Source organism: Pseudomonas sp. TE6283 (genome assembly GCF_054060555.1).
The window spans coordinates 51,794-66,764 of the sequence record NZ_JBSSDH010000020.1; the positions used below are offsets into that span (position 1 = coordinate 51,794).

Genomic DNA, 14,971 nt, shown 5'->3' on the forward strand with positions numbered 1-14,971 from the left:
CAAGGTGCGCCATGGAGCTGATCGTCGCCCGCCCCGAGGGCCTGTACTGCCCTCCCGGTGATTTCTACATCGACCCGTGGCGCCCGGTGGACCGGGCGGTCATCACCCATGCCCATGGCGACCATGCCCACCGGGGCAATCGTCACTACCTGGCAGCCGCGCCCGGCGCGGGCATACTGCGCGCCCGACTGGGCGCAGACATCGACCTGCAGACCCTGCCCTACGGCGCCCGCCTGGAGCACCGTGGCGTTACCCTGAGCCTTCACCCGGCCGGCCATGTGCTCGGCTCGGCCCAGGTGCGCCTGGAGTACCATGGCGAAGTATGGGTCGCCTCGGGCGACTACAAGGTCGAGGCGGACGGTACCTGCGAGCCCTTCGAGCCGGTGCGCTGCCACACCTTCATCAGCGAATCGACCTTCGGCCTGCCGATCTATCGCTGGCAAGCCCAAGCCCGCCTGTTCGCCGACATCGATACCTGGTGGCGCGCCAATGCCGCCGCCGGACGCGCCAGCGTGCTGTTCGCCTATGCCTTCGGCAAGGCACAGCGAGTTCTGCATGGCATCGATGCCAGTATCGGCCCGCTGCTGGTGCACGGCGCCGTCGAACCGCTGAACCGTGTCTACCGCGAGGCCGGCATACACCTGCCCGATACCTTGTCCGCCACCGCGACCGCCCGGGGCGATCCGCTGCTGCGCCAGGCATTGGTACTCGCCCCTCCGTCGGCCGCCGGCAGCACCTGGCTGCGACGGTTTGGCGACTACAGCGATGGCTTCGCCAGCGGCTGGATGCTGCTGCGCGGCGCCCGGAGGCGGCGCGGCGTGGACCGCGGCTTCGTGCTCTCCGACCATGCCGACTGGCCCGGCCTGCTCTGGGCCATCGAGCAGAGCGGGGCCGAACGGGTGATGGTCACCCACGGCCAGGTCAACGTGCTGGTCCGTTACCTCGGTGAACGTGGCTTGGATGCCCGCGCCTTCCACACCGAGTACGGCGAGGAAGACGACACCCTGGAGGCACCCGCGCCATGAAAGCCTTCGCCGACCTCTACGCCCGGCTCGACGCCACGACTTCGAGCAATGCCAAGCTTGCCGCGCTGCAGCAATACTTCGCCAGCGCCCCACCGGCCGACGCCGCCTGGGCTGTTTATTTCCTGGCCGGCGGACGCCCGCGGCAAGTGGTGCCGACCCGTCTGCTGCGCGAGCTGGCCATTCAGCGCTGCCAGTTGCCCGAGTGGCTGTTCGAGGAAAGTTACCAGGCGGTCGGCGACCTGGCCGAAACAATCTCGCTGCTGTTGCCCGAGTCGCCCCAGGCTTCGGAGCACAGCCTGGTATGGTGGCTGGAGCAGTTGCTGCCGCTACGCGGGCTGCCTCCGGAAACACTGGGCGAACGCCTGCAGCAGCTTTGGGCGCTGCTTGACCGCCAGGGCCTGATGGTCAGCCTGAAGCTGCTCACCGGCGCGTTTCGCGTCGGCGTCTCGAAACTGCTGGTGACCCGGGCGCTGGCCAGTCTGGCCGGGGTCGACGCCAAGCGTGTGGCGCAGCGCATGGTGGGCTATACCGACCTTTCGCATCGGCCGACGCCGCAGCGCTACCTGGCCCTGATTGCCCCTGAATCCCACGAGGAGCACGCCCAGCGTGGCGGCCAGCCCTACCCGTTCTTCCTGGCGCATCCGCTGCAGGAGCCGGTCGAGCGGTTCGAGGCCTTGCTCGGGCCCGCCCAGGATTGGCTGGTGGAATGGAAATGGGACGGTATCCGCGCCCAGCTGATCAAGCGCGACGGGCGTGGCTGGCTCTGGTCGCGCGGCGAGGAGCTGATTACCGAGCGTTTTCCCGAGCTTGCCAACCTGGCCGCCGCGCTGCCCGAAGGCACGGTGCTCGATGGCGAACTGGTGATCTGCAAGGACGCCGCCGGCGACGGGTTCGGCGTGCAGCCGTTCGCCTTGCTGCAGCAACGCATCGGCCGCAAGACGCTCGGCAGGAAGCTGCTAGAGGAGTTGCCGGCAGCCCTGCTGGCCTATGACCTGCTGGAATGGCAAGGCCAGGATTGGCGCAACCGCAGCCAGGATCAACGTCGGGCACAGCTGGAACAACTCGTCGACGAAGTCGGCGACGCGCATTTGCGCCTGTCGCCCAGGCTGGGTGGCGAAGACTGGCTGGCGCTGGCCCGTCAGCGCGAGTCCTCCCGCCAGCTCGGCGTCGAAGGCATGATGCTCAAGCGCCGCGATTCGCTGTACGGCGTCGGGCGCACCCGCGACCTCGGCGTGTGGTGGAAATGGAAGATCGACCCGTTCAGCGTCGATGCGGTGCTGATCTACGCCCAGCGTGGCCATGGTCGCCGCGCCAGCCTGTACAGCGACTACACCTTCGCGGTGTGGGACGACAGCGCCCCGGGCGAGCGCGTCCTGGTTCCGTTCGCCAAGGCCTATTCCGGCCTCACCGACGATGAAATGCGCAAGGTCGATGCGATCATTCGCAAGACCACCGTGGAGAAGTTCGGGCCGGTGCGCAGTGTCACGCCGACCCTGGTGTTCGAACTGGGCTTCGAAGGCATCTCCCTGTCCAGGCGCCACAAGAGCGGCATTGCGGTGCGCTTCCCGCGCATGCTGCGCTGGCGCACCGACAAGACCATTGAACAGGCCGACACCTTGGCCACGTTGCAGGGGCTGCTCTGATGGTGACGGCGAAACGGCCACGGCCTTCGTCGACCTGGTTCGCCGAGCGAGGCTGGAAACCCTTCGCCTTCCAGAAGGAGGTCTGGCAGGCCGTCGATCAGGGCGAGTCGGGCCTGCTGCATGCCGCCACCGGTGCCGGCAAGACCTATGCGGTATGGTTCGCCGCGCTGGATCGCTTCGCCCAGCCAGCGGCGCTGACAACGCGTGGGGCCAGGAAACCAGCCATGGCCCCGCTGACGGTACTGTGGATCACGCCGATGCGCGCGCTGGCTGCCGATACGACAAAAGCCCTCCAGGCGCCCCTCGATGCGCTCGGGATAGACTGGCGCGTCGGCTTGCGCACCGGCGATACCGGTAGCGCCGAACGTGCGCGTCAGGGACGGCGACTGCCCAGCGCCCTGGTCACCACACCGGAAAGCCTGACCCTGCTGCTGACCCAGGCCAGTGCTCGCGAAGCCTTCGCCAGCCTGCGCATGGTGGTGGTGGATGAATGGCACGAACTGCTGGGCAACAAGCGCGGTGTGCAGTTGCAGCTGGCACTCGCCCGTCTGCGCCGCTGGCAACCTGGCCTGCTGGTCTGGGGGTTGTCGGCCACGCTCGGCAACTTGCAACACGCCCGGCAGGTGCTGATGCCCGCCGGCCGGCTGGTGCAAGGCCGCACCGCCAAGGACCTGCGCATCGACACCCTGCTGCCGGCTGTGTTCGAGCGCTTTCCCTGGTCCGGCCACCTGGGCCTGCGCATGCTCGGACAGGTCATCGCCGAGCTGGAGGGCAGCGCCACCACGCTGGTGTTCACCAACACGCGCTCGCAGGCGGAAAACTGGTACCAGGCGCTGCTCGAGGCCCGCCCCGACTGGGCCGGGTTACTGGCTTTGCACCATGGTTCGCTGTCGCGCGAGGTGCGCGACTGGGTCGAGCAGGCCCTCAAGCTCGGCCAGTTGAAAGCGGTAGTGTGTACCTCAAGCCTGGACCTTGGAGTGGATTTCCTGCCGGTCGAACGGGTGCTGCAGATCGGCTCGGCCAAGGGCGTGGCGCGCCTGATGCAGCGCGCCGGGCGATCCGGTCACGCACCGGGGCGAGCGTCCCGGGCGACCCTGGTACCGACCCATGCCCTGGAGCTGCTGGAGGCCGCCGCCGCGCGCACTGCGGTGGCCGAAGGCAAGGTCGAGGCGCGCCAGGCGCCCGAGCATCCGCTGGACGTGCTGGTCCAGCACCTGGTGAGCATGGCGCTTGGCGATGGGTTTCATGCCCAAGAGCTGCTCGCTGAGGTGCGCGAAGCCTGGTCGTACCGGGCGTTGACCGACGCCCAGTGGCAGTGGGCGCTGGCCTTCATCCGCCACGGCGGCCATTCGCTCACCGCCTACCCTGACTTTCGCCGTGCCGAGCCGGACGCCAGCGGCCTCTGGCAGGTACCCGACGCGCGGCTGGCGCGTCGTCACCGCATGAGCGTCGGTACCATCGTCAGCGACGCCAGCCTCACGGTGAAGTTCTGGGGCCGAGGCGGCAGCGGCTCGCTGGGCACCATCGAGGAAGGCTTCATTGCCCGCCTGCGCCCTGGGGATACGTTCCTGTTCGCCGGTCGCTCCCTGGAACTGGTGGAGGTGCGCGAAATGACGGTCTACGTGCGTCGCTCAACCCGCCGCAAAGCCGCCATTCCCCGCTGGAACGGCGGGCGCATGCCGCTTTCCGGCGAGCTGGCCGATGCCATGCTGGCCAAGCTGGATGCGGCGGACCAGGGCGTGTACGACGGCCCGGAAATGCAGCTGCTGCGCCCCCTGCTGCAGGTGCAGAAAGCCTGGTCGGCGTTGCCCGGCAAGGACACCTTGCTGGCGGAAACGTTGAAGTCGCGCGAGGGCTGGCACCTGTTCCTCTACCCCTTCGCCGGACGCTCGGTCCATCTGGGGCTCGCCAGCCTGCTGGCTTGGCGGCTGGCGCGAAATGTGCCCCTGAGTTTCTCGATCGCGGTCAACGACTACGGCCTGGAGCTGCTCTGTGCCAGCGCCATTGATTACGCCGAAGCCCTGACCCCAGCCTTGTTTGCCAGCGACGACCTGCTGCCTGAGGTGCTCGCCAGCCTTAACGCCGGCGAGCTGGCACGACGACGCTTTCGCGAAATTGCCCGGGTCGCCGGGCTGGTGTTCACCGGCTATCCCGGTGCGCCCAAGAGTGCCCGCCAGCTGCAGGCCTCGAGCGGGTTGTACTTCGATGTGTTCAGACAGCACGATCCGGACAACCTGTTGCTCACCCAGGCGCATCAGGAGGTACTCAGCCAGGAACTTGACGTAACGCGCCTGGACCAGACGCTGCAGCGCCTGCGCGGACTGCGCCTGCTGGTAAGGCCGCTACGGCGCGCGACACCGTTCGCCTTCCCGCTGCTGGTGGAGCGGTTCCGCGAAGGCCTCAGTTCGGAAAAACTGGCGGACCGCATCCAGCGCATGGTAGCCGAGCTGGAAGAGGCAGCCGGAGACGCGAGCGGCACGGGCACGGCCCTGGCGCCGCCACGGGTGGAATGTGCACAGCCTCGAGCCGCAGCCCAGAGGCGATACAAGGATGGCCGACCCCGGCCGAAACGTCATGCCCGGAACAACGAGCCATGACCCACCCCGTTCACCAGGTCGTACAGGTGGCCGGAAGCGAACTCTGGCTGCTCGCAGGCAAGGCAGTGTGGTGGCCTGAGCAACGTACCTTGCTGGTCGCCGACCTTCATCTGGGCAAGGCCGCCGGTTACCGGGCGCTGGGCCAGCCGGTGCCCAGCGGCACCACCGCTGAAAACCTGCAGCGTCTTGACACCCTGCTGAGCGGCTTCGCCTGTCGACAGCTGGTGCTGCTCGGTGACTTCCTGCACAGCGCGGCGGGGAGGACACCTCGCACACTGGCGGCGTTGGCCGAATGGCGCGGTCGCCATCACGCACTGCCGATGCTGCTGGTGCGCGGTAACCATGACCGACATGCCGGCGATCCACCTGCGCAGCTGGGCATCGAGGTCGTTCCCGAGCCCCTGCTGCTCGGGCCGTTCGCCCTGCAGCACGAGCCGATCCCGTTTCCAGGCCGTCACGTGCTGGCGGGCCATGTGCATCCTGCGTATCGCTTGCGTGGCCGGGGCCGACAGCAGGTGCGCCTGCCCTGTTTCAGCGTGAGCGAACACCTGACCCTGCTGCCAGCATTCGGCAGTTTCACCGGCGGCTTCACCGTGCAGGCCACTGTCGGGCAGCGGGTTTTCGTCATCGGCGACGGCGGGATCTGGGAAGCACCGTGAATAACCTTCGTGTGAAAAAGTGTCAACCGCGCGCCAACTTTAAATATATTTACATATTGATAACACCGATTTACATCGACTCACCACCCATTAAAATTATTTCACTAAAAACATTAATATCGCGCACAACAGTTAATTGAATTCACGTTTCAACGGACCGACAATCAATCGCCGCCCTGGTCCACGACTGGCGTGGCAACGGGGTGTTCGCCCTACACCGAGCACTTCATCTTTTTGGTCAGCGTCTTTCCTTTTAATTAAAAGGAAAGACGCGCCCCATGCAATTGTGTTGCAACTGCACCGTACACAAAACTTTTACATCCATTCCATGGCATGTAGTACGGGCAAAACATCTACCGAGGAAAACTATGAACACCCCAGCCACCGGCGCGCCCGACACGTTCAACGCAACGCAGGAACGTATCCTGCTGACCGGCGCCACAGGTTTTCTCGGGGGCGCCGTCGCCGCCCGGATGATCGCCGAAGGCCAGGCCAGCGCCCTGTGCTTCCTGGTCCGCGCCGACAACCCGGCCCAGGGCCTGCAGCGCCTGCGCGACAACCTGCGCCAACACGGCGTCGATGAGCGCCAGGGCCTGGCACTGAGCGAGGCGCAGATCATCTGCGGCGATTTTCTCGACACCGCCTGGCTGGCCCGCGAGACCCCACGGCTGATGCAGATCGACCGGGTAATCAACTGCGCCGCCGTGGCGTCATTCTCGAAGAACCCCAACATCTGGCCGGTGAACGTCGAGGGCACCTTTGCCTTCGCCCAGGTGCTGAGCCGCTCCACGCGCCTGAAGCGCTTCCTGCACGTGGGCACCGCCATGTGCTGCGGCCCCCAGCGGGAGTCGCCGATCAGCGAATCCTGGGAATTCCCCGAGGCGGCCCAGCAACTGGTGGACTACACCGCCTCGAAGGCGGAGATCGAGCGACGCCTGCGTGAAGCGCTGCCCGCCCTGCCCCTGGTGGTAGCGCGGCCGTCCATCGTGGTCGGCCATCGCAGCCTGGGTTGCCAGGCGTCGGGCAGCATTTTCTGGGTGTTCCGCATGGGCTTCGCCCTGGAAAGCTTTACCTGTGGCCTGGACGAACAGATCGACGTGATCCCGGTCGACTATTGCGCCGAGGCGCTGATCGGCCTGGCTCTCAAGCCGCGCCTGGGCCATGACCTGTACCACATCTCCGCCGGCCACGGTTCGGCCTGCACCTTCGCCGAGATCGACCAGGCCTTCGCCCTGGCCAATGGCGCGCAACCAGTGGGCGAGCGCTACCGCAAGGTCGATGTCGACGACCTGAAGTCGCTGGCCGGCCGCTTCGAAGCCCGCATCGGCCCGGCCAACCCGCGTCTGGTGCTGCGCGCACTGCGCCTGTACAGCGGTTTTGCTGACCTCAACTACCTGTTCGACAACAGCCGGTTGCTGGAAGAAGGCATCGCCGTGCCGCCACGCTTCACCGACTACCTGGACGTGTGTGTCAGGTCGTCCAGCGGCGTGAGCATCGCCACGCAGATGCAGTGGGATTTCAAGTAAGTACCCAAGCCATTCGCCGCTCCTACAGGGAAAACAGTCGCTGGGGGTAATTTACTTAACATATTCATGAGGCGCATGATCACCACACCTCCCGTGGAGGTCATGCTGCCGTCGTATGCCTTTCGAGATGGAGTTTCTGGCAGCCTGAAGCAACACCCTGGCAGCCCCAGGCAAGACACCTACCTGTCGTTAGGTGCTCAATGCCTGTAACCGCCAGCGCTTGTGCAAGCCCTGCTGTCCAACAATTCCAACTGTCCAGGCTGCGCCATGATCAACATCGAAACGCCCACGTACTACACCGCCACCAAGAAGTACAACCTCAGCTTCCCCACCCTGGAAAGCGACATCGACGCCGATGTCGTGGTGATCGGCGGCGGCTTCTCGGGCATCAACACCGCCCTGGAACTGGCCGAGAAAGGCATCACCAACGTCGTCGTGCTCGAGGCGCGCTACCTGGGCTTCGGCGGCACCGGCCGCAATGGCGGGCAGATCATGGCCGGCATTGGCCACGACCTGGAGAAGATCAAGAGTAGCGTCGGCGAGCAAGGCCTGCGCGAGATCTTCGAGATCAGCGAACTGGGCGCCGGCATCATCAAGGACCGCATCGCCCGCTACCAGATCGATGCCGACTTCTGCCACGGCTACGGCTACATGGGCTTCAACGCCCGCCAGGAAAAGACCCTGCGCGCCTGGGAAAAGGACTTCAAGGCGATCAACGGCAAGGACGAGATTCGCTTTCTCGGCGGCTCGGAGGTCAAGCAGATCATCGGCTCCGACGCCTACAGCAGCGCCCTGCTGCACATGGGCGGCGGTCACGTGCATTCGCTGAACCTGCTGCTCGGCGAAGCCCAGGCCCTGGCCGGCCACGGCGCGCGGATCTTCGAGCACAGCCCGGCCCTGGAGGTGCACTACGGCGAGCGGATCACCGTGCGCACCGGACGCGGCTCGGTCAAGGCCAACAAGCTGCTGTGGGCCTGTGACAGCTTCCTCAACAAGCTCGAACCCGAGCTGCATGCGCGCACCGTCAACACCTACGCCTTCCAGCTGATGACCGAGCCACTGCCGGACGAACTCATCCAGCGCATCAGCCCGATTCGCGGCGCCTACAGCGACATCCGCCCGGTAATCGACTACTACCGCGTCACCCGCGAGAACCGCCTGCTGTTCGGCGCCGCCACCCCGTTCGTGGAACACATCCCGAAGGACCTGAAGGCCTGGAACCGCAACCTGATGCTGAAGATCTTCCCCTACCTCAAGGATGTGCGCATCGACCTGGCCTGGGGCGGGCCGATGGCCACCAGCGCCAACCTGTTCCCGCAGATCGGCACCCTGAGCAACCGCCCCAACGCTTTCTACGTGCAGGGCTATTCGGGCTTTGGCGTCACCCCCAGCCACATCATCTGCAAGATCCTCGCCGAAGGCATGAGCGAAGGCTCCAGCCGCTACGACCTGATCAGCTCGGTCAAGCATGCGCGCATCCTCGGCAAGGACCATATCCGCCCGCTGCTGCTGACCGCCGGCAAGACCGTGCATCAGCTGTCGGGCTTCTTCAACGGCCGCCGTTGATTCCTTTTGAACAAGACCAGGAGAACCACCATGACCCTCACCGCCGTCCGCCAGGGTGTGCAACTGTCCGAACTCGACGCCTGGGGCACCGTTGCCGACCTGGGCTCGACCATCCTCGAAGGCGAGGTCAAGTGCTACGGCAAGATGACCCACGGCGCCCCCACCGACCCGGTCAGCAGCGCCTACTTCGGCACCACCCAAGGCAAGTTCCGCATGGTCTATCCGTTCAGCGAGCAGGCGGTGATCGTGACCGGCGAGATCCAGCTGACCGATGAATCCACCGGTCAGGTGACGCGCTACAAGGCCGGGGATGCCTGGTTCGTGACCAAGGGCACGCCGGTGCTGTGGGAGGTGCTGAGCGAGACCTTTGTGAAGCATTACCTGGCGATCGCCTGATCCATCGCAGGGGCCGCGTTGCGGCCCTTTCGCGGCGCAAGGCCGCTCCTACAGGGATCGCATGCCCCCGTATGAGCGGCGACTGCGCAGCAGTCCCCGCATCCTGCATCTGCAGGATGGTCTTCCCCCTCCCCACTTGGCGATACTCCCCCCAGGCCCTGACAACAACAAGAACGTCGCAGCCAGGTACCGCCCATGTCCGATTTCCTTGCGTCCCCAGGCTTCACGCTGTTCAACGCCCTGGTCCTGGAACTGCAACGCCTGGCCCAGGAACAGCCGCTGCCAAGCTTCCATGACCGCATGCTCGAACGCGCCGGCGAGCTGATCCCGTTCGACAAGGCCTGGTGGGGCCGCGCCGCGCTGGTCGACGGCTTGCCCCACGAACACAGCAGCCATGTCTACAGGCTGCCGCCTGGCTACGTGCAGGACTGGCAGTCGATTCGCCACCAGGACATCACCGTGCAACAGGTGCACGCCCAGCCGGGCCGCTCGGTGATCATCGACAGCCAGGCCGACGACGCCCCCGAGGGCCTGCGCTGGCTCGGCGCCCGCCACGGTTTCGGCGAATTCCTGTGCATCATCCATATCGATTCGCAGACCCGCCTCAGCGTGCACCTGACCCTCTACCGGGCCCACGGCGCGGCCAGCTTCACCGCCCACGAGCGTTTGCTGCTCGATCACCTGATGCCGCACCTGGTGGCCGCCGAGGGCGCCAACCAGATCCGTGCCCTGGTGGCGCTGCGCGAGGCGCTGGACGGCGCCAACACCCTGTCGCTGGCCGTCTGCGACCGCCAGGGCACCCTGCACCACGCCGAACGCGGCTTCGTCGAGCGCCTGCTGCTGGAGTGGCCACGCTGGAGCGGCCCGCACCTGCCGCCCGAGGTCAGCCCCGCCAGCTACCGTGGCCAGCACCTGCAACTGGACGCCACCGCCGTGGGCGACCTGTTCCTGTTGGCCGCCCGGCCCCGTTCGGCCCTGGCCCAGCTCAGCGCCCGCGAGGCGGATGTGGCCGAACGCTTCGGCGGCGGCGGCACCTACAAGCAGATCGCCCGCGAACTGGGGGTGGCGCCCAATACCGTGCGCCACCACATCCGCAGCATCTACAGCAAGCTGGGCGTGAACAGCAAGGCCGGGATCACCCAGCTGCTGCATCACCCTCCCATCTGACACCTTCCTGACGCCCTCCAGCCCGCCGGCCTTGTCGGCGGGGTTGGGGCGCCTTTGCCCGCTGTTCGCCAACCACAACAACAAAGGAACACGCCCATGCCCGACCCTCGCAGCCGCTGGCTTCCCCTGGCCCTCACCCTGGCCGGCGCCCATGCCCAGGCCGCCGACCTCAATGCCCGCGATTTCGTCAGCGCCCCGGTGGGCACCAGCCTGGGGGTCGCGTACCTGCCGCTGACCCGCGCCAACGACTACCATGGCGCCGCCGACGGCAACGGCAAGGCGGACCTGTCGGTCAACGCCTTCGCCTATCGCCAGTTGTGGTTCAGCGACATCTGCGGCACGTTGTGCACGCCGCAGTTCATCGTGCCCTACGTCGACACCGAGGCGCGCCTGCCGGGTAGCGACGGCCACACCCGCGAGCGCGGCATCGGCGATCCGCAGGTCGGTGGCACGCTGTTCTTCATCAATGATCCGCAAAACCGTACCTACAGCGGGCTGCTGGCATTGCTCAGCGTGCCGGTCGGCGAGTACCACGCCAGCAACCCCGGCGTATCGCCCGGCGCCAACCGCTGGGCACTGCACCTGAACTACAACTACACCCAGGGTGTGGGCGAACGCTGGCTGCTCGAGGCCAACCTCGAAGCCCAACTGTACGGCCGCAACGACGACTACTTCGACAGCGAGCTCAAGCAGAAACCGCTGTACCGCCTGCAGGCCTTCGCCTCCTACGACTTCACCCCCACCACCTACGGCGCCCTGCGCCTGATCCACGCCGACGGCGGCCAACTGGAGCTCGATGGCCGGCGCCTGGACAACAGCCACCAGCGCTACACCCAGGTCGGCTTCGAGCTCGGCCATTGGCTCGACCGGCGCAACCAGGTGCTGCTCGGCCTGACCCGCAATGTTTCCACCGACAACGCCTACGCCCAGGACAACCTGCTGCTGCGCTTCGTACACGTCTTCTGAGGAATCGTCATGCCTGTGTTCACTGCTATCGGCCTGCCGCCTCTGCGGCTGCTGGCCATCGTGCTGTTCGCCGCCGTGGTGCCCTGCGTGCTGATGACCGCGCCGGCGGTCGCTGGCCAGTACGCCGCCCAGCTGGGCGTCGGGCCGGCGCGTGTCGGCCAGCTGTTTTCCGCGGAGCTGGCGGCCATGAGCCTGGCCACCCTGCCCGCCTACTACTGGCAGCCCCGCTGGGACTGGCGTCGGGTGGCGCGAGGCGCGGCGCTGCTGTTCATCCTGGCCAACCTGGCCTCGGCCGGCTGCGACAGCTACCTGGCGCTGATGGCCCTGCGCGTGCTCAGCGCCCTGGCCGGCGGCACGCTGATGGTGGTGTGCATCGCCAGCGCGGCCAGCAGCCGGCAGCCCGACCGGGTGTATGGGCTGTGGGTCAGCGGCCAGTTGATCCTCGGCGCCGTGGGCTTGTGGCTGCTGCCGCCGCTGTTCGGGTCATTCGGGCTCAAGGCCCTGTACCTGGGCCTGGCGCTGCTGATGTTGCTGTGCCTGCCGCTGGTGGGCGCCTTCCCGGCCTCGGCCACGCCCGGCCCGATGAAGCCTGCGCACGACCCACTCGAACGCCGCTGGCTCCCGGGCCTCTGTGGCCTGCTGGCGGTACTGCTGTTCTACACAGGGCTCAGCGCGGTGTGGACCTTCATCGGCAGTATCGCCGCCAGCGCGGCGATCGACCCGGGCAGCAGTGGCCGGATCCTGTCCATCGCCACCCTGATGGGCATCGCCGGCTCGCTGTGCGCCACGCTGATCGGCCCACGCTGGCCGCGCAACCTGCCTCTGGCCTTGGGCATCGGCCTGATGGCGCTGGCCGTCGCCCTGCTGCTGGGCAGCCCCGACCTGCGCCGTTTCGCCCTGGCCGCGCTGCTGTTCAAGTACTGCTGGACCTTCGCCCTGCCATTCATCCTTGCCTGCCTGGCCGACCACGACCGCGCCGGGCGCCTGATGAACAGCGCCAACCTGGTCATCGGTGGCGGCCTGGCCCTGGGCCCGGCCATCGCCGGCCCCCTGCTCGAATCGCGCCACGGCATGCCCGCCGTGCTGCTCGGCAGCATCGGCTGCCTGCTGCTGGCGTTCATCAGCCTGATGCTCGCCCGCCTTCCCCGTTCCCCGCTCACCACTGGAGTCCACCCATGAGCCGCCGTACCGCGTTTTTCTCCGATGAACTGTGCTTCTGGCACAGCGCCGGGCTACATGCCCTCACCTTGCCGGTCGGCGGTTGGGTGCAGCCCCCTGCTGCCGCGGGCTTCGCCGAGTCGCCGGAAACCAAGCGACGCCTGAAGAACCTGATGGAAGTCTCGGGCCTGTCGCGCCAGTTGCTGCAGCGTGGCGCCGAAGCCGCCTGCGACGCCGACCTGCTACGCGTGCACCCGGCGCATTACCTGGCGCGCTTCAAGGCGCTGAGCGATGCCGGAGGCGGCGAACTGGGGCTGCAGGCGCCGATCGGCCCGGGCACCTTCGAGATCGCCAGGCTCTCCGCTGGCCTGGCCATCGCCGCTGTTGACGCGGTACTGCGCGGCGAAGCCGACAATGCCTACGCGCTGTCGCGCCCGCCGGGGCACCACTGCCTGGCCGACCAGGCCATGGGCTTCTGCTTCCTGGCCAACATCCCCATCGCTATCGAGGCCGCCAAGGCACGCCACGGCCTGGGACGGGTGGCGGTGATCGACTGGGACGTGCACCACGGCAACGGCACCCAGTCGATCTATGCCCAGCGCGGTGACGTGCTGACCGTGTCCCTGCACCAGGAACACTGCTACCCGCCGGGCTACAGCGGCGCCGATGAGCGTGGGGTGGGCGATGGCGAGGGCTGCAACCTGAACATTCCGTTGCCGGCCGGTACCGGACATGCGGGGTACCTGCAGGCAATGGAGCAGATTGTGTTGCCGGCATTGCAGCGCTTCCAGCCGGAACTGATCGTGGTGGCCTGCGGCTACGACGCCAACGCGGTCGATCCGCTGGCGCGGATGCTGCTGCACAGCGAGTCGTTCCGGGTCATGACGCGGATGCTGCGCGAGACCGCCGAGCAGCTGTGCTCAGGGCGATTGGTGATGGTGCACGAGGGTGGGTATGCCGAGGCCTATGTGCCGTTCTGTGGGTTGGCGGTGATGGAGGAGTTGGTGGGGGTGAGGACAGCGGTGGAAGACCCGATGCTGGCATTCATCGAGTTGCAGCAGCCGGGGGCGGAACATGGGTGTTTTGTGGCGCAGTACGTAGAAGGGCTGCGAGCGCGTCTGGCCTGACTGCATCATCACGGGCAAGCCGCATCGGCGCACCGCCGCTCCCACAGGTTCGATGAGTACCTTGTCGGAGCGGGCTTGCCCCGCGATGTCCTTACCGCCCAGGCATCAGAGCCATCGCCCGGAAATCCTTCGGCGACTGCTCGAAGTGCTTCTTGAATGCCCGGCTGAAATGCGCCGAGTCGGTGAACCCCCATTTGTAGGCGATCGAGGTGATCGACTCGCGCTTGAGGAACGGGTTGGACAGGTCATCCGCGCTGCGCTTGAGCCGTGAACGCTGGATGTAGCGGCAGACGCTGTCGCCCTCCTCTTCGAACAGGCGGTACAGGTGGCGCACCGAGATGCTCAGGCGCTCGGCCAGGTTTGCCGGGGTCAGGCCCGGCTGGCCCAGCGACTCGTCGATGACCTTCTGCACGTAGCCGCGCAGGCTGGCGCCGCTGAGCCCGGCGAGGGACCCGGGATTGTCGTCACCCCGCTCGAAACCTGGCTCCAGCAAGGCGATGAACGCCGCCTGCAGCGCCTCGCCCTGGGTTTCCCCGGCCTCGTCGCCTTCGCGGCACAACTGGTCCATCAGCAGGTGCAGCATGCGCCCGCAGGCGTTGGTCGAGGAGATCTTGCCGAAGGTCGCGCCCTGCCCGGTCACGTGCTTGCGCACCTGCTCGCGGGACAGCGACAGCGAGACATGCTCGATCAGGCCGAACGGGGTGATCTCGCACGGGCCCACCGAGTCCATCAGCAGCAGTTCGCCCGGCGACAGCTGGATGCTCACGCCATCCTGGGTGATCTGCGAGTAACCCATGCGCTGGCTGACCAGGAAGCAATGCTGGTCGTCGTCGCGGTCAGGGTTGTCGCCCAGGCGGCGGATAGTGCCGGCGTTGGTGCGCAGGTTGGCCAGGGCCAGGCCGGCGCGGTTGTAGGTCGAGATCTCGCCGATGAACAGAGAGCGGTTGAAGGCCAGTTCGGTCTGGAACCGGCCGCAGACCTTCTGCATGGCCGTGGTCCAGCGCTCCAGGCCGTCCAAGGCGGGTCTGGCGTTGCACTGAGTGACGGGCTGGGGCATGGCAACCTCCACACGCGGGCGTTGTTGTTATGCGCTAATTGTTAACATGTTATCAATGAGCGTACAACTGTCATTATTTGCCGG

At 66.7% G+C, this 14,971-nt stretch carries 12 protein-coding genes; 11 read left to right on the top strand and 1 reads right to left on the bottom strand.

All coding sequences use genetic code 11. The features are described from left to right. Positions 1 to 11 precede the first annotated feature (11 nt). From ACVWZ5_RS21750 to ACVWZ5_RS21800, 11 genes are all read left to right on the top strand, one after another. A complete protein-coding gene (locus ACVWZ5_RS21750; RefSeq protein ID WP_062573987.1) occupies positions 12 to 1,025 on the top strand; it encodes a ligase-associated DNA damage response exonuclease in 1,014 nt (337 codons plus the stop codon). Continuing rightward, positions 1,022 to 2,668 (top strand): ATP-dependent DNA ligase, encoded by a 1,647-nt coding sequence (locus ACVWZ5_RS21755; RefSeq protein WP_062573986.1) that lies wholly within the window; start codon positions 1,022 to 1,024, stop codon positions 2,666 to 2,668. Before ACVWZ5_RS21750 ends, ACVWZ5_RS21755 begins: the two co-directional genes overlap by 4 nt. After that, entirely contained in the window at positions 2,668 to 5,265 is a 2,598-nt protein-coding gene (locus ACVWZ5_RS21760; RefSeq protein ID WP_457340840.1) for a ligase-associated DNA damage response DEXH box helicase, read from the top strand. The genes ACVWZ5_RS21755 and ACVWZ5_RS21760 overlap by 1 nt, the downstream gene beginning before the upstream one ends. Continuing rightward, the gene (pdeM, locus tag ACVWZ5_RS21765; protein ID WP_457340841.1) at positions 5,262 to 5,924 is read left to right on the top strand and encodes a ligase-associated DNA damage response endonuclease PdeM; all 663 of its coding nucleotides are present in this window, start codon (positions 5,262 to 5,264) and stop codon (positions 5,922 to 5,924) included. Before ACVWZ5_RS21760 ends, pdeM begins: the two co-directional genes overlap by 4 nt. A 368-nt stretch (positions 5,925 to 6,292) precedes the next feature. Continuing rightward, the gene (cprA, locus tag ACVWZ5_RS21770; protein ID WP_062573983.1) at positions 6,293 to 7,450 is read left to right on the top strand and encodes a cationic peptide resistance protein CprA; all 1,158 of its coding nucleotides are present in this window, start codon (positions 6,293 to 6,295) and stop codon (positions 7,448 to 7,450) included. A gap of 267 nt (positions 7,451 to 7,717) precedes the next feature. Then, positions 7,718 to 9,016, top strand: coding sequence for an NAD(P)/FAD-dependent oxidoreductase (locus tag ACVWZ5_RS21775; RefSeq protein ID WP_062573982.1), 1,299 nt, complete (start codon positions 7,718 to 7,720; stop codon positions 9,014 to 9,016). Positions 9,017 to 9,046: 30 nt separating this feature from the next. After that, the gene (locus ACVWZ5_RS21780) at positions 9,047 to 9,412 is read left to right on the top strand and encodes a cupin domain-containing protein (protein ID WP_050705511.1); all 366 of its coding nucleotides are present in this window, start codon (positions 9,047 to 9,049) and stop codon (positions 9,410 to 9,412) included. Between the two features lie 195 nt (positions 9,413 to 9,607). Beyond that, complete coding sequence (locus tag ACVWZ5_RS21785; protein WP_457340842.1) at positions 9,608 to 10,579, top strand: helix-turn-helix transcriptional regulator; 972 nt, start codon at positions 9,608 to 9,610, stop codon at positions 10,577 to 10,579. A 96-nt stretch (positions 10,580 to 10,675) separates the two neighbouring features. Beyond that, positions 10,676 to 11,545: a transporter gene (locus ACVWZ5_RS21790; protein ID WP_186599926.1), complete on the top strand. Its 870-nt coding sequence runs from the start codon at positions 10,676 to 10,678 to the stop codon at positions 11,543 to 11,545. Positions 11,546 to 11,554: 9 nt separating this feature from the next. After that, positions 11,555 to 12,724, top strand: a complete 1,170-nt coding sequence (locus ACVWZ5_RS21795; protein WP_457340843.1) for an MFS transporter — start codon at positions 11,555 to 11,557, stop codon at positions 12,722 to 12,724. Then, the gene (locus ACVWZ5_RS21800) at positions 12,721 to 13,830 is read left to right on the top strand and encodes a class II histone deacetylase (protein WP_062573978.1); all 1,110 of its coding nucleotides are present in this window, start codon (positions 12,721 to 12,723) and stop codon (positions 13,828 to 13,830) included. Before ACVWZ5_RS21795 ends, ACVWZ5_RS21800 begins: the two co-directional genes overlap by 4 nt. Positions 13,831 to 13,921: 91 nt before the next feature. On the opposite strand, the gene feaR is transcribed toward ACVWZ5_RS21800, so the two are convergent. Further along, a complete protein-coding gene (gene feaR / locus ACVWZ5_RS21805) occupies positions 13,922 to 14,887 on the bottom strand; it encodes a transcriptional regulator FeaR (RefSeq protein ID WP_081100287.1) in 966 nt (321 codons plus the stop codon). Positions 14,888 to 14,971 lie beyond the last annotated feature (84 nt).